The 24,631-nt window shown below is 71.4% G+C and carries 18 protein-coding genes and 1 tRNA gene; 13 read left to right on the top strand and 6 right to left on the bottom strand.

Annotation, left to right across the window (positions count from 1 at the left end):
- Positions 1-305 precede the first annotated feature (305 nt).
- The gene (locus QSK36_RS27965; RefSeq protein WP_285784425.1) at positions 306-1,055 is read right to left on the bottom strand and encodes an SDR family oxidoreductase; all 750 of its coding nucleotides are present in this window, start codon (positions 1,053-1,055) and stop codon (positions 306-308) included.
- 188 nt (positions 1,056-1,243) lie between these two features.
- Positions 1,244-2,074: an SDR family NAD(P)-dependent oxidoreductase gene (locus QSK36_RS27960; RefSeq protein ID WP_285784424.1), complete on the bottom strand. Its 831-nt coding sequence runs from the start codon at positions 2,072-2,074 to the stop codon at positions 1,244-1,246.
- Between the two features lie 46 nt (positions 2,075-2,120).
- Between QSK36_RS27960 and QSK36_RS27955 the strand changes: the two genes are divergently transcribed.
- Complete coding sequence (locus QSK36_RS27955; RefSeq protein WP_183543214.1) at positions 2,121-2,720, top strand: TetR/AcrR family transcriptional regulator; 600 nt, start codon at positions 2,121-2,123, stop codon at positions 2,718-2,720.
- 446 nt (positions 2,721-3,166) lie between these two features.
- Here QSK36_RS27955 and QSK36_RS27950 read toward each other — a convergent pair.
- Positions 3,167-3,252 (bottom strand) — tRNA-Leu (locus QSK36_RS27950).
- Between the two features lie 210 nt (positions 3,253-3,462).
- On the opposite strand from QSK36_RS27950, the gene QSK36_RS27945 reads away from it, so the two are divergent.
- From QSK36_RS27945 to QSK36_RS27935, 3 genes are all read left to right on the top strand, one after another.
- Positions 3,463-4,758 carry a M20/M25/M40 family metallo-hydrolase gene (locus QSK36_RS27945; protein WP_183543216.1) on the top strand — a complete coding sequence of 432 codons (1,296 nt, stop codon included), beginning with the start codon at positions 3,463-3,465 and terminating at the stop codon, positions 4,756-4,758.
- A 110-nt stretch (positions 4,759-4,868) separates the two neighbouring features.
- Positions 4,869-5,495: a hypothetical protein gene (locus QSK36_RS27940; RefSeq protein ID WP_183543218.1), complete on the top strand. Its 627-nt coding sequence runs from the start codon at positions 4,869-4,871 to the stop codon at positions 5,493-5,495.
- Positions 5,496-5,700: 205 nt separating this feature from the next.
- Complete coding sequence (locus tag QSK36_RS27935) at positions 5,701-7,791, top strand: chaplin family protein (protein WP_285784423.1); 2,091 nt, start codon at positions 5,701-5,703, stop codon at positions 7,789-7,791.
- A gap of 335 nt (positions 7,792-8,126) precedes the next feature.
- Here QSK36_RS27935 and QSK36_RS27930 read toward each other — a convergent pair whose 3' ends face one another.
- The gene (locus QSK36_RS27930) at positions 8,127-8,318 is read right to left on the bottom strand and encodes a DUF5703 family protein (RefSeq protein WP_220499497.1); all 192 of its coding nucleotides are present in this window, start codon (positions 8,316-8,318) and stop codon (positions 8,127-8,129) included.
- 233 nt (positions 8,319-8,551) lie between these two features.
- On the opposite strand from QSK36_RS27930, the gene topA reads away from it, so the two are divergent.
- The 7 genes from topA (at position 8,552) to QSK36_RS27895 (ending at position 19,438) form a co-directional block, all read left to right on the top strand.
- A complete protein-coding gene (gene topA, locus QSK36_RS27925; RefSeq protein ID WP_183543222.1) occupies positions 8,552-11,257 on the top strand; it encodes a type I DNA topoisomerase in 2,706 nt (901 codons plus the stop codon).
- 272 nt (positions 11,258-11,529) lie between these two features.
- The gene (locus tag QSK36_RS27920) at positions 11,530-12,852 is read left to right on the top strand and encodes a metallophosphoesterase (RefSeq protein WP_285784421.1); all 1,323 of its coding nucleotides are present in this window, start codon (positions 11,530-11,532) and stop codon (positions 12,850-12,852) included.
- A gap of 155 nt (positions 12,853-13,007) precedes the next feature.
- Positions 13,008-15,071, top strand: coding sequence for a dTMP kinase (tmk, locus tag QSK36_RS27915; protein WP_183543224.1), 2,064 nt, complete (start codon positions 13,008-13,010; stop codon positions 15,069-15,071).
- A 6-nt stretch (positions 15,072-15,077) separates the two neighbouring features.
- Positions 15,078-16,250: a DNA polymerase III subunit delta' gene (locus QSK36_RS27910; RefSeq protein WP_183543226.1), complete on the top strand. Its 1,173-nt coding sequence runs from the start codon at positions 15,078-15,080 to the stop codon at positions 16,248-16,250.
- 85 nt (positions 16,251-16,335) lie between these two features.
- The gene (locus tag QSK36_RS27905) at positions 16,336-16,848 is read left to right on the top strand and encodes a SigE family RNA polymerase sigma factor (RefSeq protein WP_285784420.1); all 513 of its coding nucleotides are present in this window, start codon (positions 16,336-16,338) and stop codon (positions 16,846-16,848) included.
- Positions 16,845-18,440 carry a hypothetical protein gene (locus QSK36_RS27900; protein WP_285784419.1) on the top strand — a complete coding sequence of 532 codons (1,596 nt, stop codon included), beginning with the start codon at positions 16,845-16,847 and terminating at the stop codon, positions 18,438-18,440. Before QSK36_RS27905 ends, QSK36_RS27900 begins: the two co-directional genes overlap by 4 nt.
- A 146-nt stretch (positions 18,441-18,586) precedes the next feature.
- The gene (locus tag QSK36_RS27895) at positions 18,587-19,438 is read left to right on the top strand and encodes a PSP1 domain-containing protein (protein WP_285784627.1); all 852 of its coding nucleotides are present in this window, start codon (positions 18,587-18,589) and stop codon (positions 19,436-19,438) included.
- Between the two features lie 178 nt (positions 19,439-19,616).
- Here the strand turns inward: QSK36_RS27895 and QSK36_RS27890 are convergent, their stop codons facing one another.
- Positions 19,617-20,762: an FAD-dependent oxidoreductase gene (locus QSK36_RS27890; RefSeq protein WP_183543232.1), complete on the bottom strand. Its 1,146-nt coding sequence runs from the start codon at positions 20,760-20,762 to the stop codon at positions 19,617-19,619.
- Positions 20,763-20,848: 86 nt separating this feature from the next.
- Here QSK36_RS27890 and QSK36_RS27885 point away from each other — a divergent pair, with 86 nt between their 5' ends.
- Together QSK36_RS27885 and QSK36_RS27880 are read left to right on the top strand one after the other, a co-directional pair.
- The gene (locus QSK36_RS27885) at positions 20,849-21,388 is read left to right on the top strand and encodes a TetR/AcrR family transcriptional regulator (RefSeq protein WP_285784418.1); all 540 of its coding nucleotides are present in this window, start codon (positions 20,849-20,851) and stop codon (positions 21,386-21,388) included.
- A 201-nt stretch (positions 21,389-21,589) separates the two neighbouring features.
- Positions 21,590-23,761 carry a helicase-associated domain-containing protein gene (locus QSK36_RS27880; protein ID WP_285784417.1) on the top strand — a complete coding sequence of 724 codons (2,172 nt, stop codon included), beginning with the start codon at positions 21,590-21,592 and terminating at the stop codon, positions 23,759-23,761.
- Between the two features lie 275 nt (positions 23,762-24,036).
- On the opposite strand, the gene QSK36_RS27875 is transcribed toward QSK36_RS27880, so the two are convergent.
- A partial coding sequence (locus QSK36_RS27875; RefSeq protein ID WP_285784416.1) for a lectin occupies positions 24,037-24,631 on the bottom strand: 595 nt, incomplete at its 5' end.

Here is a 24,631-nt window from a genome sequence, read left to right as displayed (position 1 = left end):
TTGCCGGGATGGGCGTCTGCCGCCCAGGCGCTGCCCGACTACGCCGTCCGGCACTACGTCGACATACGACCATCGCGCACAACCAGGAGCGCAACAGGCGGCGGCTGTCGGTGCCCGTCCTGGCGATCGGGGGTGCGGAGAACCTGGGCGCATCGGTCGGCGACACGATGAAGCTCGCCGCCGACGACGACGTGGAGAGCGTTGCCCTGCCCGCGTGCGGTCACCATCCCCCGGAGGAGGTTCCGGAGGCGATGCCGCTCGCCATCCTTAGCGTTCAGTCTCGCAGGAATACCGGCCAAAGCCAGTTAGTAGGCGAGTTCGCCGATGCCGCCATCGACGCGCAGGACGGTGCCGGCGGTGTAGGCGGACTCGTCAGAGGCGAGGTAGACAGCTGCCTTCGCCAGCTCGGTGGCGGTGCCGATGCGATGGAGGGGCACGGTCCGCCGGAGTTCGTCGTAGATCGCGGCCTGGCGCTCGGGGCCGAGCGGCTTGAACGTGTCTGTGAGGGTCGGCCCCGGGCTCAGCCCGTTGACCCGGATACCCCGGTCCTTCAGCTCATAGGTCAGCCCGCGGGAAAAGGACAGCAGGCCCGCCTTGGCGGCACCGTAGACCGCCGCGTTCTCGTGCCCGATGAAAGCGGAGACAGAGCCGACGAGGATGACCGAGGCTTGCCGTGAAAAGAGCGGCAGCAAGGCCTTGATCAGGAAAAACGGTCCCTTGAGATTGGTGGCGAGGAGCCTGTCGAATGCCTCCTCGGTCCATTCCTCGATCGGGAGATGGGTGACGTCGGCGGCGTTGCTCATCAGGATGTCGAGCCGCGGCCATTCCTCCTTCAGCCGCGCCGCGAGTGCCGCCTGGCCGGGCACGTCGCCGGCGTCGCTGAGGATGGGCAGCAGCGGGCCGTTCAGCTGCCGGGCGGCCTCATCCAGCCGTTCCCGCGAGCGGCCGGTGATCGCGACAGTCGCTCCTTCGGCGAGGAACTCGCGGGCGGTCTCAAGCCCGATGCCGCTCGTCCCGCCTGTGATCAGTGCGTGCTTTCCCTCAAGACGACCCATTGAGCTCATTCTCCTCACTCGCGTTAAGGCGCGTGGTTCTGGTAACGGTGGTTCTGGCAACGATGACGGGCTGTCCCCGCCATCACGGGACACCCGCCATGCGGCCCCGACAGGCCCGGCGTGGAAATACAGGTGATCGGAGAACGCCCGGACCGCCTCCGCCGTGTCGGTAGCCGGCGCGTCCTCGGTCAGATGGCGGTCCGGCCTCCGTCGGCGGCCACGACGGCACCGGTTACGTAGCTTGCCTGGTCGCTGGCGATAAAGGCGATGACCTGGGCGACCTCGGCCGGGTCGGCGGCGCGCTTCAGTGCGGTCGTCAGGCCCATGCCGCCGAGGTCCGGTCCCATGGCCGCCACCACCTTGGAGGTGGTCATCGGGCCGGGCGACACGGCGTTGACGCGCACATTCGACGCGGCGAACTCGGCCGCCCAGGTGCGGGTCAGGGACTCGATCGCTGCCTTGGTGGCACCGTAGACCGCCATCAGCGGCATGCCCAGGCCGGCCGCGGTGGAGCTGACGTTGACGATGCTGCCGCCCCCGCCGGCGGCCATCTTCGGTGCGAGCTGGGCGGTAAGGATGAACGGCGCGCGCACGTTGACCGCGAAGGCGGCTTCGTAGTCGGCGATGTCCTGGTCGGCGGTCGCGCTGAACGGAACAACGCCCGCGTTGTTGACGAGGATGTCCACCGGCCCAGCGTCCGCGGCCAGCCGCTGCACGGCCTGCGGGTCGGCCAGGTCGGCGGGAATGAAGCGCACGGTGCCGGCGGAGCCGGCCGCGTTCCCCCGCACGTCTTCCACGACCTGGGCGCCGCGGTCCGGGTCAGTGCCGGTGATGATCACGTTGGCCCCGCCGGCGGCGAGGATCCTCGCTGTCGCGTGCCCGAGCCCGCCGATGGCGCCCGATCCGGTGATCAGCGCCGTCTTCCCCTCGAAGTCCATGTGGTCCTGCCTCTCGTCCGCCGGCGCGCTCGCGCGCCGCCGACTTCTGTGTGATCGTTCAAAAAGTCGCTCGGCCACCACCGTACGGACTTTTGTGCGCACAGTCAAAAAGTCGTAACCTGGGGGTATGGCACGGACAGGACGCCCCCGCGCATTCGACAAAGGCCAGGTCCTGGAGCGCGCGCTCCTCCTGTTCTGGTCCCGGGGCTACGAAGCGACCTCCGTTCAGGATCTCGTCGACGCGCTGGCCCTGGAGCGAGGCAGCCTGTACGGCGCTTTCGGCGACAAACGGCAGTTCTACCTAGCGGCGGTCCAGCTGTACTGGGACACCTACGAGCGTCAGCTAGTCATGGCGCTGGAAGCCGGGCCGGTGCTGCCGGCGCTGCGCGAGGTGCTCGCCAACCCGGCCCGAGCGCAGGAGTACGCCTCCGACGTCGGCGTTCCGCAAGGGTGCATGATCGGCAACACCACCGCCGAACTTGTTCCGCAGGATGCCGAGGCCCGCGAGATCGTAGCCCGCTCGCACGCCCGCTTCATCCAGATCGTCGCCGACGCCCTGCGGCGTGCGCAGGCCAGCGGCGAGGTCACCCAGGCCGCCACCCCCGAGGCCCAGGCGCAGCTACTGCTGTTCACCGTCCAGGGCCTTTCCCTGGTCTCCCGCGCAGGACTCGACACGGCCGCCGCGCTCACTGCCGTCGATGCCCTGATCGACGCCCTTCGTGCTTAAAGAGCACTTTGTCCCGGCGAGGTCGTTTGATCCCTGATTCATCGGCTTGATGTCTGGGGACAGTTTCTCAGGGAACGGGGAAGTGCCTTGTGACCTGCGATGATGACGTTTCTCTAGGGCCACATCAGGCGCGATCCGCCGGCGAACTTCCGAGATTCGATCTTCCCATGCCGCGGCGGCGGTCTCGTCCGCATTCGACGACCCGAACCTGATCGGGCATGGCGGCCGCGAGTCGGTGGCGCGGTTGGCCGAGCAGGAAGAGGGAGATCAGTGAAAAGGGGATTGCGGAGGTGATCCCACGGTTGTCCGAGATGGCCAAGGTCATCGAGAAGGCGGACCCCACCGACCGGAACGACATCTACACGCAGATGGGCCTGCACCTCGTCTACGACCCTCTGGAGAGAGTGGTCGCAGTTGAGGCCAGGCCCAACATGTACCAGAGTGCGTGTCCGAGGGGGGACTTGAACCCCCATGCCCATCACTGGGCACTAGCACCTCAAGCTAGCGCGTCTGCCTATTCCGCCACCCGGACGTGGTGCCTCACGCAGGATCGTCATCCCGCGTCGGCTGATACAGGTTAGCACTCTCTCGGCCCTGCTTCATACCGGGAAACGGCCCTCGCGCAGATCGCCGGAGCCCGGGGGTGAACGTCACGCCTGTACGGCGGCAGGATGGAGGCGCGAGCCGTACGACGGGAAAGGCGGGGGGCCGCTGACCGGCCCACCCGGCAGGAGGAGGCGTAATGACCCCACGCTACGGGGAGGACGAGGTCGCCGAGCTGTGCCGCGACTTGATCCGCATCGACTCGGTCAACGCTGGGGACAACGCGGGGCCCGGGGAACGCGAGGCCGCGGAGTACGTGGCCGGCAAGCTGTCGGAGGTCGGCCTGGAGCCGACGATCCTCGAGTCCGATCCCGGACGGGCGAACGTGGTCGCCCGGGTCGAGGGCACCGACCCGAGCAGGGACGCCCTGGTCCTCCACGGCCATCTGGACGTCGTGCCGTTCGACGCCGCCGACTGGACCCACCACCCGCTGAGCGGCGAGATCGCCGACGGCTGCGTCTGGGGCCGCGGGGCGGTCGACATGAAGGACATGGACGCGATGATCCTCGCCGTCGTGCGGCGGCGGCTGAGCGAGGGGCGCAGGCCGCCCAGGGACGTCGTCCTCGTCTTCACCGCGGACGAGGAGGCCGGGGGCCACTACGGCGCCCAGTGGCTGGCCGACCGGCATCCGGAGGTCTTCGAGGGCTGCACCGAGGCCATCGGCGAGGTCGGCGGCTTCAGCGTGACCACCGAGAAGGGCCGGCTGTACCTGATCGAGGCGGCGGAGAAGGGCATCGCCTGGATGCGCCTGACCGCCAAGGGCAGGGCCGGGCACGGCTCGATGCTCAACGACGACAACGCCGTGACCGAGCTCGCCGAGGCGGTGGGCAGGCTCGGCCGTCACAAGTGGCCGGTGCGGCTCACGCCCACCGTGCAGGCGTTCTTCGAGGAGGTCTTCGGCACGGAGGTCAAGGCGGAGGACGCGGAGGCGGCGGTGGCCACCCTCGGGCCGCTCGCCCGGATGATCGGCGCCACTCTCCGCAACACGACCAACCCGACCATGCTCCAGGCGGGTTACAAGGCGAACGTCATCCCCCAGATCGCGACCGCGCACGTGGACGGCAGGTTCCTGCCGGGGTACGAGGACGAGTTCTTCCAGACCGTGGACGAGCTGCTCGGGCCGAACGTGACCAGGGAGTTCGTCTATCACGACGTGGCGGTCGAGACCCCATTCAAGGGCCCGCTGGTCAAGGCGATGGCGGACGCGCTGCACGAGGAGGACCCGGGCTCGCGGGCCGTGCCGTACACGCTGAGCGGCGGCACCGACCTCAAGGCGTTCAGCCGCCTCGGCATCAGCGGCTACGGCTTCGCGCCGCTGCGGCTTCCCGAAGACTTGGACTTCTCCGGGATGTTCCATGGCGTCGACGAGCGGGTTCCGGTTGATTCGCTCCGGTTTGGCGTCCGGGTCCTTGACCGTTTCCTCGAATACTGCTGAGAAAGCTCTTGCGATCACGTGCCGTGCCGCTACAGTAACTCTCCGTTGGGGGTTGGATCCGCACCGGGTTGACCCAGCGGACTGTTGACTCAGCGGTTTGGGGAGGTCGCGTGACGCGCACGTCGCAGGAACGGCGGAGGGCGAGTTCGCCCGCCGCCGTTCCCGGCGTGCGCGTCACGTCTCCCGGCTCTGCGGAGCGGGGCCGGATGGCGCGGTTCGCGGCCGGCTCCCGTCTGGGCCGCCTGCTGGTCATCGGCGGGCTGATCGCCGCCGGATGGCTGCTCGGCGTGATCTTCGGTGTCTCCGGCACGGCGACGTCCGTGGCCGGGACCGCACCCTCACATGACGTCGCCGGGTCGGTTCTTCCCGATCGTCTCTCAGGTCCGGACCTCGGTCTGCCGCCCTCGCCGGGCGCGGTCGAGTCCCACGGGAAGAGCACCGACGGTTTCCCCACGGCGGCGGACGACGTCTCGGCGAACGCCGAGGCGATGGCGGGGCGCACGGTCGACGGGCTCACCAGCCAGTCGAAGCCTCTGCTCCCTCCGCCCTCCACCGCAGACCACGCGCCCGCAGACCAGGGCCTGGTCCCGCAGTCGAGCGGTGGAAACATCCTGTTCGGGGATGTCGCGCGGGACGTGTTCGAACCGCGCTTCACCAAGCTGCCCGCCCCACTGGCGGCGGTTGTTCCCCCGGTGGTCCGCACAGCGGCGGACGACCCGTCTTTCTCTCCTGACTGATCCCGCCTTCGTGCCGGTCCCCGTCGTACGGCGACCGGTGCCACCGCCTGCCCTCGCTCGTGGTGCCCGGGCGGCAGGCTCCCGCGGGTGACGCGGAATTTCCCATCCTCGTGACCGTCCACGGCTCCGCTGTGCTCATGCGGCCTGGACATGCGTCGCGAGCTGTCAGGTAACCCCCCTAGAAGAACCACTAGGAGCATTCATCATGCGAACGTGGGCGAAGGGCTCGGCCTCCGCGGCGTTTCTGGCCGCCGGCGTCATGGCCCTTGGCAGCGGTACGGCTTTCGCCGACACCGACGGCAGTCACTCGGTGCTCGGCGGCAACCAGGTCGACATCCCGGTGACCCTGCCGATCGACATCAGCGGCAACGCGGTGGCGGTCGCCGGCGACTCCCGGGCCTCCTCCCTGGGCGGCGCGACCGCACAGGGCGCGGGCGTGGGCGCCGGACACAACAGGACCTCCGGTGAGGGCAGCATCCTCGGCGGCAACCAGGTGGTCGCCCCGATCAACGCCCCGATCAACGCCTGCGGCAACGCGGTGTCCGTCTTCGGCCGGTCCGACGCGGGCTGCCGGGGCGGCGCGGCGGTCAAGGGCTCGGGGCGGCGCGCGAACGCGGGCGGCAACCGCACCAGCGGGGTGCACAGCATCGGGGGCGGCAACCAGGTGGTCGCGCCGATCACCGCGCCGATCAACCTGTGCGGCAACTCGATCGCCGTCTTCGGCGACGCCACCGCCGGGTGCCGTGGCGGCGCCTTCGTCGGTGGCGGCCGTGACGGCGTCCGCGCGGGTGGCAACCGCACCAGCGGCCGTGGCTCGATCCTGGGCGGCAACCAGGTGGTCGCGCCGATCACCGCGCCCGTCAACGTCTGCGGCAACTCCGTCGCGGTTCTCGGCAACGCGTTCTCGGGCTGCCGCGGCGGTTCGTCCGTGGGCGGCTCCGGCGGCCACGGCGGCCACGGCCACGGGGGTCACGGCGGTCACGGTGGTCACGGTGGTCACGGTGGGTACGGCGGCCACCACGGAGGCGGTCACTGGCACCGTCCTGGTTCGACCGGCCACGACACTGACGGCCGCTACTCGGCCGGCAGCGGCACCCAGGTGGTCGCGCCGATCACCACGCCGGCCGACGTGTGCGGCAACGGCTCGGGCAGCTGCCACGGCGGCTCCACGCCCGGTCACGGCGGGCACGGCGGGCACGGTGGTCACGGCGGCTGGTCCGGCGGTTGGTCCGGTGGCGGCGCGGGCGGCAACCGCACCAGCGGGGTGCACAGCATCGGGGGCGGCAACCAGGTGGTCGCGCCGATCACCGCGCCGATCAACGTCTGCGGCAACGCCGTCGCGATCGTCGGTCACGCCTTCGCGGGCTGCCGCGGCGGCGCGACCGTGATCGGCGGCTGGAGCAGGCACGGCGGCCACTGGGGCGCGGGCGGGAACGTCACGTCCGGCCGTGGCTCGATCCTGGGCGGCAACCAGGTGGTCGCCCCGATCACGGCCCCGATCAACGTCTGCGGCAACGCGGTGAGCGTCATCGGCCGGTCCCACGCGGGCTGCCGGGGCGGCGCCTCGGTCCTCGGCGGCGGTGCCGGTGCGGGCGGCAACATCACCTCGGGCAGGCACGGGATCCTCGCGGGCAACCAGGTGGTCGCCCCGATCACCGCCCCGATCAACGTCTGCGGCAACTCCGTCGCCGTGCTCGGCGACGCCGCCGCGGGGTGCCTGGGCGGCGCCCAGGTGGGCGGCTGGAAGGGCCACGGCTACTGGGCCCACCCGCAGCACAAGGCCGCCCGCGGCGGGGTCATGCCCGCCATGCCGGGCGCGTCGGTGCTGTCGGGCAAGCACACGGTGCAGCCGATGAGCGCCGCCGCCACTCCTTCCGCTCCGGTCGTCGGGGACCTGCCGAACATGCTCGGCCTGCCGGAGACGCCGAGCCTGCCCGCCGTCCCCGCAGGGAAGGGCGCGAAGGGTGGCAGCACCCCCGCGGCCGTCTCCAAGGCCGGCGGCACGCTCGACGACGCGACTCGTTCGCTGCCCACGAACCAGACGCTGGAGGACGCGACCGCCTCGCTGCCCGTCTCCGACACGGCGCGCAACCTCCCGACGGGCGACCTCGGGAAGAGCGCCGACGTGCTGCCGCTGGGCAAGCTGAGCCCCCTCAAGCTGATGAGCGCCGAGCAGCCCGTCGGCCTGACCGGGATGAACCCGGCGTCGTTCCTCGCCCTGGCCATCGGCGCCATGTTCGCCGCCTCGGCGAGCCTGTTCGCCGTCACCCGCCGCTTCCGGTTCGGCCGCAAGTAGTCGTACGGCCGCGCGTGACGGCACGGGAACGCCTCCGGCGGCGACGGCCGTACGGAAGTGATCCGGCGGCGCGCGGCTGACGGAGGCGAGGGATATCACTCGCCCGCGCCAGGGAGTGTCCGACAGATGCTCCCGGCGCGGGCGACCAGGACGCCCCCCCACCGCCAGTGGAGGGAGGCACGAACGCTTTGCCCGTTCCGGGGGCGCGGCCCGGGGCGGGCAAAGCCCTTTTGTCGGGTACTGTTTCGGGACGGATGGAGCACTTACGGTCATGGCGTCGACCACATTGCGGATGGGCAAAGCCCTTTTGACCGTGGCGTCCGCGCCCCCGGGGCTCACATGGTCCGGGCGGCCCGTATGATCTTCCGACGCAGCCGGACGCGCCTGCTGCCGTCGGGATAAAGGCGTAGCCGCTCCAGTTCCCAGTCTCCGTGCTCGGCATGCTCTGTGAGCATCTGCCTCGCCACCTCACGAGGGGTGCCCCGAGGGAGATACAGGTCCAGATAAGAGTAGTCGAGCACAGCCATTGGTCTCCGGGGCGTGCTAGGGAACTCGATGGGCTCTATTCTGCGTCTCCGTGGATAACAGCGCCAGGCGGGTTACATTCCCGGACATAACCGGGTAGCCCGAGGGGGAGGAACGTGCGGCGGCAGGTACCGTCAAAGCGGCGCCTCGTCGGCGCCCCACGGGGGTAAGTGCCCCCGGCCCGGACGACGAGGGTGTCATGAGCCGGGAGTAACGAAGCCCGGCAGCACGGGGAATGACAGCGGACAGCGAGGTAGGAAGCAGCGTGCCAGCCAACAACGGCAACGCCGGCGGAACCCGCCTGGTGATCGTGGAATCGCCCGCGAAGGCGAAGACGATCGCCGGGTACCTCGGGCGCGGCTACATCGTCGAGTCGAGCATCGGCCACATCCGCGATCTTCCGGAGAAGGCCGATGACATCCCGGAGAAGTACAAGAGCGAGGCATGGGCCCGCCTCGGGGTGAACGTCGACCACGAGTTCGAGCCGCTCTACGTCGTGAACCCGGACAAGAAGTCGCAGGTGTCCAAGCTCAAGCAGCTTCTCAAGGAAGCCGACGAGCTCTACCTGGCCACCGACGAGGACCGGGAGGGCGAGGCCATCGCCTGGCACCTGCGCGAGGTGCTCAAGCCCAAGATCCCGGTGCACCGCATGGTGTTCCACGAGATCACCCCTCACGCGATCAGGGACGCGGTCTCCAACCCCCGCGACCTCAACCTCCGCCTGGTGGACGCCCAGGAGACCCGGCGCATCCTCGACCGCCTCTACGGCTACGAGGTCAGCCCGGTCCTGTGGAAGAAGGTCAAGCCGCGGCTTTCCGCCGGTCGTGTCCAGTCGGTCGCCACCAGGCTGGTGGTGGAGCGCGAGCGGGAGCGCATGGCGTTCACCGCCGCCAACTACTGGGACCTGCAGGCGCTGTTCGACACCGGCCGGGCGGGCGACGACACCCGGACGTTCTCCGCCACGCTGACCGGTGTGGACGGCAGGCGCGTGGCCCAGGGCCGCGACTTCGCCTCCACCGGCAGGCTGAAGGGCTCCGACGTCCTCCACCTCGACGAGGCCGCCGCGACGGCCCTCGCCGGCCGTCTGGAGGGCGTGTCCTATGCGGTGCGGTCGGTCGAGCGCAAGCCGTACACGCGCAAGCCGTACGCGCCGTTCCGGACCACGACGCTGCAGCAGGAGGCGAGCCGCAAGCTGGGCTTCTCCGCCAAGTACACGATGCAGGTGGCCCAGCGGCTGTACGAGAACGGCTACATCACCTACATGCGTACCGACAGCATCACGCTGTCGGAGACCGCCGTCGCAGCCGCCCGCAGCCAGGCGATCAAGCTGTACGGCTCGGCGTACGTGCCGGACAAGCCGCGCGTCTACACCAGCAAGGTGAAGAACGCCCAGGAGGCGCACGAGGCCATCCGGCCGTCCGGCGAGGAGTTCCGGACGCCGGGCGAGACCGGCCTGTCCGGGGACATGTTCCGGCTGTACGAGCTGATCTGGCAGCGTACGGTCGCCTCCCAGATGAAGGACGCGGTCGGCGAGTCGGTGTCGGTCAAGGTCGGCGGCACGTCCAGCGCCGGCGAGAACGTGGAGTTCAGCGCCACCGGCCGGACGATCACCTTCCACGGCTTCCTCAAGGCGTACGTGGAGGGCGCGGACGACCCCTCGACCGACCGGGACGACTCGGAGAAGCGCCTGCCCACGCTGACCGAGGGCGACCGGCTCACGGCGGCCGAGCTGACCGCGCTCGGGCACTCGACCAAGCCGCCCGCGCGCTACACCGAGGCGTCGCTGGTCAAGGAGCTGGAGGACCGGGAGATCGGGCGGCCGTCGACGTACGCGTCGATCATCGGAACGATCCTCGACCGGGGCTACGTGTTCAAGAAGGGCACCGCCCTGGTGCCGTCGTTCCTCGCGTTCGCCGTGGTCAACCTGCTCGAACAGCACTTCGGCAACCTGGTCGACTACGACTTCACGGCCGATATGGAGAAGGTCCTCGACGACATCGCCAACGACCGCGCCGAGCGGGTGCCCGAGCTGCACCGGTTCTACTTCGGCGGCGGCGACGGCGACGAGGGCCTGAAGGAGATGGTCACCGACCTCGGCGAGATCGACGCCAAGGAGATCAGCTCGTTCCCGATCAGGGGGACGGACATCGTGATCAGGGTCGGCCGCTACGGCCCCTACCTCGACCGCGACGGCGCCCGGGTGAACATTCCCGAGGACATGGCGCCGGACGAGCTGACCGCCGAGAAGGCCGAGGAACTGTTCTCGCGCCCGAGCGGCGACCGCGAGCTGGGCGTCGACCCGGCGACCGGCCGGAGGATCGTGGCCAAGGACGGCCGTTTCGGCCCCTACGTCACGGAGATCCTGCCCGAGGAGCCCGCGCCGGCCGACGGAAAGAAGCGGACGAAGAAGGCCGACGCGCCCAAGCCGCGGACCAGCTCGCTGTTCAAGACGATGTCCCTCGACACGATCACCTTGGAGCAGGCGCTGAAGCTGCTCCAGCTGCCCAGGGTCGTCGGCGAGATCGACGGCGAGGAGGTGACCGCGCAGAACGGCAAGTTCGGGCCCTACATCAAGAAGGGCACCGACTCGCGCTCGCTGACCTCGGAGGAGGACCTGCTCACGGTCACGATCGAGCAGGCCAAGGAGCTGTTCGCGCAGCCGAAGGCCCGTGGACGCGGCCGTGCCGCCGCGGCGCCGCCCCTTCGTGAGCTGGGCGAGGACCCGAACTCCAAGAAGCCGATCGTGGTGAAGGAGGGCCGCTTCGGTCCCTACGTCACCGACGGCGAGACCAACGCGTCCCTGCGCAAGGGGGACACGGTCGAGGACATCACGCTGGAGCGGGCGGCGGAGCTGCTGGCCGAGCGGCGGGAGCGGGCGCCCGCCCCCAAGCGCACGACCCGGGCCAGGACCGCCGCGAAGAAGCCCGCCGGGAAGTCCTGACCCCCGATTCCCGCGTCTCGCGGTCCCGTCAGGGCGCGGTGGCAGGTGCGGTGGGCCGGTGTGATGGCAGGTGCGGTGGCCGGTGCGGTGGCATGCCCGGGCGCGGCCGTGCATCGCGTCGCCGCGCCTGTGGACACCCGGCCTGCCTGTGGACACCCGGCCTGCCTGTGGACACCCGGCCTGGCTGTGGACAACGAACGCGGCTGTCGGCGTGAGCTCGTAGCATCGTCGTCAGCCGGCCCTTGATCGCCAGCCGGTCGAGGGGAGTTCTCGTGGGGTTCGTCGGCATGATTTTGACGGCCGTCGTCGTTGTGCACGTCTATCTGTGGCGGCGGCTCGTCAGGGCGTCGACGACGCCGGGATCGCGTCCGCGCCGGGTGCTGACGTGGGCGCTCGTGATCCTCGCCGCCCTGATGGTGGTGACCTTCGCCGGGAGCCGGCTCGGCCTCGGCATGGACGTCGAGCGGGTCGTGGCCTGGCCCGGTTACCTGTGGCTGGCCGTGATGTTCTACCTGTTCGTGTTCGGCCTGGTCATGGAGGTGCCCCGGGCGGTCGCGACGTTCGTCGTGTCCAGACGCCTCCGTACGGCCGAAACCGCGGCCCCGGCCGAGCGGGCCGAGGGGGAGACGGCGCCGGTGGACGAGGTGGTCCTCGCCGGAGCGGCGGCCGGGGGAGGCGCCACCGCTCACGGCACGGCCACGACAGGCAGGCCGGCGGTGGAGGGGGCCGCGGCAGACGCCCCGGCGATCGACCGCCGGGTGTTCATCTCCCGTACGGCCTCCGCGGTCGTGGCCGCGGGAGCGCTCGCGACCGTGGGGTATGGCGTGAGCCGGGCCCTCGGCGATCCGGTGATCGAGCGGGTGCCGATTCGCCTGCCCCGGCTCGACCCCCGGATGAGCGGGCTGCGCATCGCGGTCGTCAGCGACATCCACCTCGGCCCGCTGAGCGGCCGGGGGCACACCGAGCGGATCGTCCGGATGATCAACGGCCTGGAGGCCGACGCGGTGACGATCGTGGGCGACCTGGTGGACGGCACGGTTGCCGAGCTCGGCCGTCTCGCCACGCCCCTCAGGTCCCTCGAATCCCGCTACGGCGCGTATTTCGTGACCGGCAACCACGAGTACTACACCGCCGCGGGCCCCCAGGAATGGATCGAGGAGTTGCGCTCGCTGGGCGTCCGGCCGCTGCGCAACGAGCGGGTCGAGATCCGGCACGCGGGAGCCGTACTGGACCTCGCGGGCGTCAACGACCTCAACGGCGTGCCGTCGGGCGACGGCCCGGACCTCGACAAGGCGCTCGGGGGCCGCGACGCGAACCGGCCCGTCGTGCTCATGGCCCACCAGCCCGTCCAGGTGACGCAGGCCGCCGCGCACGGCGTCGATCTCCAGCTGTCGGGGCACACCCACGGTGGGCAGATGGCGCCGTTCAACCTGCTTGTGCCGCTGCAGCAGCCCGTGGTGGCGGGGCTGGCGAGCGTGCCGCGCACGGGCGGCGGTGACACCCAGGTCTACGTGACACGAGGTGCGGGCTTCTGGGGGCCGCCGGTCCGCGTGGGCGCGCCGCCCGAGATCACCCTCGTCGAGCTGCGCACCTGACCGCGCCGGATCCCCGGAAGCGGAATCGGGCAGAGCATTGGCGCCATCTCGACAGCGAGGACGAGGCGGACGTAATACCCTCAGGCGACGGGCAGGCCCCAGCGGCCCGCTCGTCCGTCTCCCAAGCCCAGCGAGCACCTGGATACGCTGACATCATGAGCACCACTGGCCGGGCCGCCGCGCGCCGCAAGCAGCCGCACGTGCTGGCGAACGCGCCGTTCCGCAGGCTGTGGACGGCGATGGCGACGTGCAGCCTCGGCGACTGGCTCAACATCATCGCGCTGACCGCCCTGGCCGGTAACCTGACCGCGAGGTCCGGCTTTCAGGCGCAGAGCCTCGCCATCGGCGGCGTCTTCGTCGCCAAGATGCTGCCCGCGATCCTGCTCGGCCCGCTCGCGGGAGCGGTGGCCGACCGGTTCGACCGCAGGCTGACGATGGTCGTCGCCGACCTCGCCAGGTTCGCGGTGGTGTTGTCGATCCCGCTGGTCGGCAACTACCAGTGGGTGATCATCGCGACGTTCCTGGTCGAGTGCGTGAACCTCTTCTGGGTGCCGGCCAAGGACGCCACCGTGCCCAACCTCGTGCCCAAGGAGCGGCTCGAGGAGGCCAACCAGCTCAACCTCCTCGTCACGTACGGCACCGCCCCCGTGGCCGCGGCGCTGTTCGCGATCGTGTCGGGCGTGGTCACGACGATCTCGGCGGCCGCCCCGTCGTTCGACGTCGCGGCCACCAGCGTCGCGCTGTACGCCAACGCGCTGGCCTACCTCGCCTCCGCCGTGATGGTCTTCACACTGCGGGCCATTCCGAAGAACCACATCAGCCACGTGTCCACGCCCTCGGTGCTCCGGCAGATCACCGAGGGATGGCGGTTCGTCGGCGGCAATCGCATCGTGCGCGGGCTGATCATCGGCATGCTCGGGGCGTTCGCCGCCGGGGGCGCCGTCGTCGGCGTTGCCAAGGCGTACGTGCAGGCCCTGGGCGGCGGTGACGCGGGGTACGGCACCGTGTTCTGCGCCGTCTTCCTCGGCATGGCGTTCGGCATGTTCTTCGGCCTGCGGCTGCTGAAGGGCCTGTCCAGGCGGCGGCTGTTCGGGCTGTCGATCGTGCTCGCGGGGCTGACGCTGGCCGCCGTCGCGCTCATCCAGAACCTGGTCGTCGTGGTCGTGCTGACCGTGCTGCTGGGCGCCTGCGCCGGCATCGCCTGGATCATCGGCTACACGGTGATCGGCCTGGAGGTGGAGGACGGGCTGCGCGGCCGCACGTTCTCCTTCCTGCAGTCGCTGGCCCGGGTGGTGCTGCTGCTGGTCGTGGCGGTGGCCTCGACGCTGGCCGCGCTGTTCGGCACGCACGCCCTCGGGGTCGCCGGCATCAGCTACCGCTTCGACGGCACGAACCTCGTGCTGCTCCTGGGCGCGCTGCTGGCGATCGCCGTCGGGGTGGTCGCGCTGCGGCACATGGACGACCGGCCGGGGGTTCCCATCGCGGTCGACCTGCTGACCGCCCTGCGCGGGCGGCGGTTCGTGCCGGAGGAGGCGGACCCCGAGCGCGGTCTGTTCATCGCCTTCGAGGGCGGCGAGGGCTCGGGCAAGACCACCCAGTCGCGGCTGCTCGCGATCTGGCTGCGCGACCAGGGCTTCGACGTCGTGCAGACCCGCGAGCCGGGCTCGACCAAGGTCGGCATGCGGTTGCGGGCGATCCTGCTCGACGCCGCCCACCAGGGCCTGTCCCCGCGGGCCGAGGCCATGCTGTACGCCGCCGACCGGGCCGAGCACGTGGAGAAGGTCATCAGGCCCGCCCTGCAGCGCGGCTCGACGGTGATCTCCGACAGGTACGTGGACTCGTCCCTGGCCTACCAGGGCGCCGGGCGGTCGCTCGACCAGGAGGACGTCGCGAGGATCAACAGGTGGGCGACGGGCGGGCTCGTCCCCGACCTGACCGTGCTCATCGACGTGCCGCCCGCGGTCGGGCTGCGGCGGATGGCCTCGCCCGCCGACCGCATCGAAGCCGAGCCGCTGGAGTTCCACGAGCGGGTGCGGCGGGAGTTCCGGGCGCTGGCCGCGGCCGATTCCGACCGCTACCTCATGGTGGACGGCACGCTTGACCAGCGGGAGGTGACGCGCCTGATCCAGGACCGGGTGCGTGAGATCCTGCCCGACCCGGTGCCGCAGGAGGCCGAGGAGGCCACCGGCACGATGCCCGCCATCCGCGACTTCGGGTAGCCGCACATGACCGTTTTCGGGGATCTGATCGGGCAGGACCGGGCGATCGACGTGATGCGGCGGGCCGCCTCGGCCGCCGCGGAGGCCGTCGCCGGAGGGCGCGGCGCGGGCATGACCCACGCCTGGCTGTTCACCGGGCCGGCCCTGCGGTCCGCGGCCGCCACGGCGTTCGCGGCCTCGCTGCTCTGCCCCGACCAGGGGTGCGGCCACTGCGACGACTGCCATCAGGTCGAGGTCGGCTCGCACCCGGACGTCACGTTCGTCCGGCCCGAGGGCCTGTCGTACAGCGTGCGCCAGACGCGCGAACTCGTGCTCAAGGCGGCGGGGGCGCCCACGCTCGGCCGGTGGCGGATCGTGCTGTTCGACGATGCCGACCGGGTGACGGAGGCGGCGGCCAACGCGCTGCTCAAGGCCATCGAGGAGCCGCCGCCGCGGACCGTGTGGCTGCTGTGCGCGCCCTCCCCGGACGACATGATCATCACGATCCGCTCGCGCTGCCGGGTCGTGACGCTGGGCACGCCCTCCACCGAGGCGGTCGCGAACGTGCTGGTGACCCGCGACGGGGTGCCCCACGACGTGGCGCTCGACGCCGCGCGGGCGGCCCAGGGGGACATCGGCCGGGCGCGGCGGCTCGCGCTCGACGAGGAGGCGCGGCGCCGGCGCGACGACGTGCTGTCGATCCCCCGGTCGCTGACCGGTGTGGCGGAGTGCATCACCGCCGCCGAGCGGCTGGTGAAGACCTCCACCGAGGACGCGGACGCGGCCACGACCGCGTTGAACGAGGTCGAGACCGCCGAGCTGCGCAAGGTCTACGGCGAGGGCTCCTCCGGCAAGGGGCTCAACAAGGGCCTCGTGCGGGGCGGCGCGGGAGCGCTCAAGGAACTCGAGACGATGCAGAAGTCGCGGGCGACCCGCATCAAGCGCGACTCCCTCGACCTCGCGCTGCTCGAACTCGTGGCGTTCTACCGCGACGTGCTGGCCGTGCAGTTCGGGGCCCCGGTCGAGCTGGCCAACGAGGACCGCAGGCACGAGGTGGAGGCGGTCGCGCGCGCGTCCACCGCCGAGCAGACGCTCCGCCGTACGGATGCGATCATGAAGTGCCGGGAGCGGCTGGCGGCCAATGTGAACCCGCAGATCGCGGTCGAGGCCATGACCCTCGCTCTCCGCTCGCCCGCATAGGACGCGAGCAACCCCGGCGGGCGTACGGCGTCTCTGGTACATGAAGGCCGAAACGCTCGATCTCGATCAGCAATCCGGGGGGCCCGTGAGTGTCCCGCCCCTGTCGGCGGGCGCCGACGACACGATCAGCGGGCTCTACGCCGACCACGCCCTCGGCCTCACTCGGCTGGCCCTGATCATGGTCGGTGACCGGGAGAGCGCCGAGGACGTGGTGCAGGAGGCGTTCCTCGGCCTGCACCGGCGCTTCGACGGCCTGCGTGACCGGGACAAGGCGCTCGTCTACGTGCGTGCCGCGGTGCTGAACAACGCCCGCTCCGTGCTGCGCAGGCGGCGGCTGCCGTCCTGGTTCGCCGGCACGTACGACCCGCCCGTCTGGTCGGCCGAGTCGGCCGCGATCCTCGGCGCGGAGCGGCGGGAGGTTATGGAGGCCCTCCACCGCCTGCCCCCGCGCCAGCGGGAGGCCCTGGTCCTGCGCTACTACGCCGAGCTGTCCGAAGAGGAGACGGCCCGGGTCATGAAGATCAGCCGGGGCACCGTGAAGTCCACCACCTCCCGGGCGCTCGACGCGCTCGGCCGCCTCCTGGGAGAGACCCGATGAACGACGACGTCATCCGCCGGTTGCAGGACGCCGCCCACGCGGTGGGGGAGACGGTCGAGGCCGTCCCGCCGTTCGACCCGGCCGCCGCGCCCGCCCGCCGTACGCCTGCGGGCTCCAGGCGGACGAGGTCCTGGTTGATTCCGGTCGCGGCGGCGGCCGCCGTGACGGTCGCGGTCGCGGGCGGGGCGGCCGTCGCGCGCCACGGCGGCGGGACCATGGACACGGCCGCCGGCACGACGGTGGGCCCCGCCGCCCAGCCGTCCTTCCTCGTGCAGATCCGCTCCGGGGACATGGCGGTCAGGAGCGTCGCCGACGGCCACGTGACGGCCACGGTGCCGGGACCGGGGGGCGAGCGGTTCACCCAGGTGCAGGCCACCCGGGACAACCGGCTCTTCTACGCCGTGACCGAGCAGGACACGTGCCGGTTCCGCTTCTACCGGTTCAGCCTCAGCGACAGCGGGGAGGTCGGCTCCATCGGCGCGCTCCCGTTCACGCCGCCGGAGGGCACCGCCGTCACCTCGCTCGCGGTGAACGGGGACGGCTCCACGCTGGCCTACGGGCTGTCTTCCTGTGCTCCGGGCGGTAAGGGCGCCTCTCTGGTCGTCACGGATATGGCGACCGGTGACAGCCGCACCTGGACGTCCGCGCGCACGTCGGCCGTCCGGGACGTCTCGATGAGCGAGGACGGGCGCACCCTCGTGTTCCGCCGGGCCGGCGCGGTCTGGGGCACGTCGACGGAGGTGATCACGGAGCCGGCCGTCCCGGCGGAAGCGCCCCCGAAGCCGGTAGCCACCGCGGAGCCGGAAGCCACTGCGGAGCCGGAAGCCACTGCGGAGCCGGAAGCCATGCCGGAGACGACCTCCGGATCCCCCGCCGCCGTGGAATCGGCTCTCCCACAGGAAGACGGCGGCGTCCTGCCGGAGTCGCGCGTGACCCCGGAAGAACCGGGGACGGCGCCGTTCCCGGCTGCTTCGGCGGAACCGGAGGCGGGGGCCGCACCGCGAGAGCAGCCCGTGGCGGAGTCGGCCGAGCCCTCCGCTCCGCCGCTGCCCAAGGGGTGGACCTGCCTGATACCGGCCAGGACGATGGAGAATCCGGCGGAGAATCCGGTCTCGGGCACGACGCCTTCCTCCGCCGGCTCGGCGACCGCGGTCGCCTGGGAGTGCTCGATGTCCCGCACCGTGTGGGTGCTCGACACCGGCACCTCCGGCGGCCTCGACGACGTGCGTGCGATCACGCTGGGGGGATCGTCCGCCCCGACGACGGGCGGGGTCCATGACGTCGCCCTCACGCCGGACGGAGGACGTGTCCTGGCCACGGTGGGCTGGAGCAGGCTGGCGCAGGTGCAGGGTGTGACCAAGCTCGCGGGGGCCGTCGCCGAGGTCGTGGCGTACGACGTCGGCACCGGGCAGGCCGTGCAGACCCTCTATCGCGATGAGGAAAGACGGCCTCTCTTCGAGCGTGTGGATGTGGACGGCACCGGGCGGTTCGTGCTGGTGGTCGGGCCGGACGAGACGGGACAGGTGACGGAATCCGGATACCGCACGCTGTTCACGGACGACGGCGGCGTCGCGCGGACGGCGGCCTGGTAGGTGGCCTGTAGGCGGAGTCCTCCGGCGGGCCGGGTCTCCCGGTCCGCCGGAGGTTGTCCACAGGCGATGATTGCCGGTGCCGTAGGGCACGTATGGTGGGTTCGGACGCGTTAGCCGTACGGATCGAGGAGGGCCGGCGCTTGGGCATGATGATGGCGGTGAGCTTCACCCGCTACGGACGGCTCTACTACCTCGATCCGGGCGGCCACTCTCCCAAGGTGGGCGACAAGGTCCTCGTGCCGACAGACTCGGGCCCGGAGGTCGCCGAGTGCGTGTGGGCGCCGCAGTACGTGAGCGAGGACGTCGAGGGCCTGCCCGTCTGCCAGGGCGTCGCGGCCGAGGAGCACCTGGCCCGCGACGAGACCAACCGCCGCCGCAGGGCGGAGGCCCGCAGCGTGTCCAAGCGCCTGATCAAACGGCACGAGCTGCCGATGAAGGTGGTCGGCGTCGACTACCTGGACGCCGACAACGTCTACACGGTGTACTTCTCCGCGCCCCACCGGGTCGACTTCCGGGCGCTCGTGCGCGACCTGGCCCGCAACCTGCGTGCCCGGGTCGAGTTGCGCCAGATCGGCCCGCGTGACGAGGCCAGGCTCCAGGGTGGCATCGGCCCCTGCGGACGCGACCTGTGCTGCGCGACGTTCCTCAAGGACTTCGAGCCGGTCTCGGTGCGGATGGCCAAGGACCAGGACCTCCCGGTCAACCCGCTCAGGATCGCCGGCGCCTGCGGCCGGCTGATGTGCTGCCTGAAGTACGAGCACCCGCTCTACCAGGAGTTCCGGGCGTCGGCGCCGCGCACGGGCCTCGCAGTGGACACCCCGCAGGGTCCGGGCACGGTGGTGGGGCACAACGTGCCGTCCGACTCCGTCATCGTCCGCCTCAACGAGGGCGGCCGCCGCTGCGCCTGCTCCAAGGCCAGCGTCTGCGCCCCACGCAAGCAGCATGACGCGATGTACGGCGACGCGCCGACAGTGGCCGTGAGCGACCCTGAGGAATAGCGGGCAGAGTTCCCTAGCTCGCCGCGCTCACAGGATCGACAGGGCGACGGTCACGGTCGGCTTCAGATCCGCCGGTAGATGATCGGCTGGGCCGCGATGCCGTTCGCCGCGAGATCGGCCAGCACGAAGCTGCGGAAGGTGGGCCGGAAGAGGAGGCCCGGCAGGAACGTGGACAGGTTCACGCGGCGTGCCGTCTGTTCAGGCCGGACAACTGCCAGGCCAGCCGGGTGCGGACGGCGGGGATGTGGCCGGCCAGGGCGAGGATGAGGTTGCGCAGCACGCGGCGGCCGGCGGCGGCGGTGGCCAGCTTGGTGAGCCGCCCGGCGAGGGCGACCACCTGCTCGGCCTGCGCGCGGCGGGTGGCAGCGTAGGAGTCGAGCAGGCTGTCCGGTTCGCCGTCGAGCACCCGGGCCAGCGCCTCGCCCAGGTGTACGGCGTCGTCGATGCCCAGGTTCATGCCCTGGCCGCCGGCGGGCGAGTGCACGTGGGCGGCGTCGCCGGCCAGTAGGAGGCGGCCCTGGCGGTAGGTGTCGGCGATGCGGTGGTGGACCCGGAAGCGCGAACTCCAGATCAGCTCCTGCACCCGCGCGGGCTCGGCCTCGGGGCCACGGGTGTCGAGCAGGTGCTGCACGAAGGGGATGCCGGGTTCTTTGGGAGCCTCGTCCACGGTGGCGACGATGCGGTGCAGGCCGCCGGGCAGCGGGGCGACGACGACCAGTCCGGCGGGCGAGAAGTACAGGATGACCTCGTTCCGCGGCACCCCGCCGGACAGGCGGACGTCCGTCAGGACGAACGACTCGGCGTAGGTGCCGCCGGTGAAGCCGATCCCGGCGCTCTGGCGGACGGTGCTGTTCAGGCCGTCGGCGCCGATCAGGTAGGCGGCCCGGATCTGCTGCCCGTCGTCCAGGGCGGCGGTGACGCCGTCGGCGTCGTGCTCGACGCGGCTCACCCGGGCGGGCCTGATCACCTTGCCGCCGAGCTCCTGGAAACGGGCCAGCAGGTGGGCCTCGGTGTCGGCCTGGGAGATCATCAGGGTGTAGGGGTAGGCGGTGGGCAGGCCGCCGAAGGGCACCGGCATCAGCACCTTGTCGCGGTCGCGGATGGTGAAGACCGGAGTGTGGATGCCGTGCGCGGCCAGCCGGTCCGCCACGCCGTACGGCTCCAGGACTTCCAGGGTGCGTGCGTGCACGACGGCGGCGCGAGAGGTGCTGGCGCCCTCCGCCTGCGCGTCCACGATCATGACCTGCCTGCCGTGCTGCGCCAGGACGATCGCGGCGGTGAGCCCGGCGGGTCCGGCTCCGATGATGAGCACTTCGGCGTTCATGGCGCCTCCTTGGTCAACGGCTGTTGGCATGAACGTAAGCCCGCCATGAGTCGCAAGTCAACACTTGTTGGCCTACAATCGTTGACATGAGGAAATCCTCCGCCGAGACCAAGGCCGTGATCCTGGCCGCGGCCCGCGAACGCTTCGCCGCCGACGGCTACGACAAGGCCACCATCAGGGCCATCGCCGCCGACGCGCGGATCGACCCGGCCATGGTCATGCGCTACTTCGGCACCAAGGAGAAGCTGTTCGCCGCCGCGGCCGAATTCGACCTGGAACTACCCGAGTTGCCGCCGGACCAGGCCGGTGCCGGCCTGGTCCGCCACTTCCTGCGCAAGTGGGAGGCCGACGAAGGGCTGCAGGTCCTGCTCCGCACCGGCGTGACGAACGAGGCCGCCGCCGAACGCATGCGGACGATTTTCGGCGGCCAGGTGATGCCGCTCGTGATCGACCTGACCGGCGATCCGGAGCGCGCTCCCATGCGGGCTTCCCTCGTCGCCTCGCAACTCCTGGGCCTGGCCCTGTCCCGCTACATCCTGAAATTCCCGCCGATGGTGGCGGCAACGGAGGAAGAGATCATCGCCTGGCTGAGTCCCACGGTCCAGCGCTATCTCACCGGGCCATGATGCGGCGGGGGTGCGCCGCCACGCCCGCACGGGAAAACCCTGCGCGCCGGGGGAGTCGGCGCGCACGGATCGTGCCGCCTGCCGGGAGCTTGCGGGTCCGGCAGTCCATGCCGCGGAGAAGCGACTCCACCCGGCGGCTCGCATCGGGGCGTGAACCGGCGACAGGTCTGGCCACCGGACGCGGCGTAATACGCTGCGGTGGTGAGCACCCGGCGCCGCCTGGCGACATGGTTGAAGACGAAGCCGCCAGAGGACCGGCGGCTGATCCTCGCCCGGGTCGGGTTCACCTCCGATGACGACATGACCCCGCAGGACCTCGCCCGGCTGCTGCTCCAGCCGCGTGCGGCGCTCTCGCTCGCGCGGTTCTGCACCCTTCCTCAGCACCAGGCGCTGTCGGCCGTCGCGTGGCTGGCGGCGCAGCGGCACGGGCCGCTCCTCAACCTCTGGCATGACGCGGACCCGGCCACGAGGGCGGTGCCCCGCGCGGACGTGCTCGGCCTGCTGGCCGGGAGCGATCCGGCCCTGCGGGCGCGCGCCGCCGCCACTCTGGACGCGCTCGCCGACACGGCGTTGGTGCTTCCGCCGCATGACGACCAGGTGATCGTGTCCACAGGCCTCCACGCGCACCTCGCCGAGGCAGCAGGGCTGGGCCGCCCGGCGGCCGAGCTCATCAGGCTCCACTTCAACGCTCCGGAGGTCCACGCGATCGCCGAGACCCTGGGATTACCGAAGGCCAGCGCGCGGGAGGGCGCGGAGCGGAACGTGCTCGGCCTGCTCACCGACCAGGAGCGGGTGCGGGCCCTGCTCGGACAGGCCCCCGCGGACGCCCGGGAGTGGCTGCTCGACGTCATCGGGCACGGATCGCAGGTGCTCACCCACGCCTATCAGGCGCGCGGCGGCTTCGGTTACCAGCAGGCGCCGAAGTACGCCTTCCGGCCCGGAGGTTCCGGCGACCCGAACACCGACTGGCTGGCCGCGCGCGGGCTCCTCCTGCCCGCCGGGCCGTACGACACGGCGGAGGTGCCGATCGAGGTCGCCGTGGCCGCCCTCGGCGAGCTGCGCGTTCCGTTCGCCCCGGAGCCGCCGCGGCCCCCGGCCGGCCTGCCCGACGCCGCCGGGGCCGACGGTTCCGCCCAGGCGGCCGCCACCGCCGCGCTGTCCCAGATCGAGCGCGTGCTCGCCGCGTGCGCCGACCAGCCTCCCCTCCTGCGCAAGGCCGGCGGTCTGGCGGTCCGCGACACCAAGCGGATCGCCAAAGCGGCCGGCGTGGCCGATGACGTCACCCGGCTCTGGCTCGACCTGGCCACACAGGCCGGACTGCTCGGCCTGCATGCCGAGCCGGTGCAGCGGCCGAAGGGCCATCGCGGCAAGCTGCCTGAGCCGGTCGTGAGCCTGCTGCCCAAGACGGAGTACGACGACTGGCTGAAGCGGTCTCCCGTCGAGCGGCTGGCGACGATCATCGCCACCTGGGTGACCATACCGGCCGTCTACACGTTCTGGCCGGAGGAGGCCGGGACGCCCGTCGCCCTCACCGAGCCCGACGATCCGAACGCGGTCGGCATCAGGATCGCCGTCTTCGAGGCGCTCGCCGCGCTTCCTCCGGGCAAGGGCGTCTCCGCCGACGGCCTGACGTACGTGACGGAACGGGCGGCCTGGCACCGCCCGCACCACTTCGCCGAGTCGGGGGCGGGCGACGATCTGGTCGGCGCCGTCGTGCGTGAGGCCGAGTCGCTCGGCCTGGTCGCCAGGGGCGCCCTCACCGGCGTCGGCCGTGTCGTACGCGATCTGTTGCTGAGTGGTGAGGCGTGGACGTCGCCGGAGCCCGCGCTGACCGCCGCCCTGGCGGTCATGCTCCCGCCCGCGCAGGCCAGCGCCTTCTTCCAGGCCGACCTGACGGCCGTGGTCCGCGGGATGCCCGGCCCGGAGCTCGCCGAACTGCTCGACGACGTCGCCGACCGCGAGTCGGAGGGGCACGCCGTGGTCTGGCGCTTCTCCGGTTCGACCGTGCGCCGGGCCTTCGATCGGGGGCACGAGGCCGGCGCCCTGCTCGCTCGGCTCACCGAGGTGGCCGAGGCGCCCCTGCCGCAACCGCTGGAATATCTGATCAAGGACACCGCCCGTACGCACGGGCGCGTCCGGGTGGTGCGCTCCGGGTGCTGCCTCCGTTCCGACGACGAAGCGCTCGTCGAGGAACTCGCCCGCTCCCAGGCGCTGCGCACGCTGGGCCTGCGCAAGATCGCCCCGACTGTGCTGATCAGTGCGGTGGGCGAGGAGGAGACGCTGGCCCGGTTGCGCGCCGCCGGCTACACCCCGGCGCTGGAGTCCGAGACCGGGGCGGCGATCATCGAGAGAGCCGCTCGCCGACGCGCGTAACGTGCGGCTGGGCCGGTCCGAGAGCCGGGGTGCGCGGGTTGGCCCGTCCCTCGGCCATGAGCGGCCTGTCCGCGGCGTGCGCGTCTTCGGACGGCCCTGCGGACGGCGAAGGCGGCGAACCCACTCGTCGCGCGGCGCCCGGCGCTCGCTCGGGTTCCGTGGGTTCGCCGCTCATCCTTCAGGGTTGTGCTGTCGCCCGCACATCAGGGGCGGTGCTCAGCGCGCCGCCCCTGATGTGGTCGATCCTCTGGCCGCCAGGGTGACTGGGGACAGCGTCAGATGCGGGTCCATTGCTGGTTGGTGCCGCCGTGGCAGGTCCAGATGTGCACCTTGCTGCCGTTGGCGGTGCCGTAGTTCGACACGTCCAGGCACTTGTTCGCCCCGACCGCGGTGATGGTGCCGTCGGAGTTGAAGCGCCACTTCTGGTTGTTCTGCCCGTTGCAGTCCCAGATGATCACCGCCGTGCCGTCCGCCGTGCCCGCGCCGTTCACGTCCAGGCACTTGTTGCCGTAGACGCGCAGCTCACTCGCGCTCGTGGAGGCCCACTGCTGATTGGACTGCCCGTTGCAATCCCAGATCTGCACCTGCGCCCCGTTGGTCTGGGAGGCCTCGGTGACATCCAGGCACCGGCCCGAGCCCGTGCCCCGGATCGCGTTCGTCGCCTGCGGAGTGCCCGTCGGCGAGGGAGACGCCGAGGGAGATGCCGAGGGAGACGGCGTGGGGCTGGCGGTCGGCCCGTCGTTGCCGGTGAACTGCCACCAGTTCAGGTTGAACAGGTAGCCGCTGCCGCCGGTGAACTTGAGGTACAGGTCGTGGGTGCCGGTCGCGCCGGTGACGGGGCAGGAGACGGTTGTCCAGGTCTGCCAGCCG

The organism is Microbispora sp. NBRC 16548 (assembly GCF_030268985.1).
Classification (GTDB): Bacteria; Actinomycetota; Actinomycetes; order Streptosporangiales; family Streptosporangiaceae; genus Microbispora; species Microbispora catharanthi.
The sequence above is the reverse complement of the archived record's forward strand: the minus strand, read 5'-3'. Positions and strand labels throughout refer to the sequence as shown.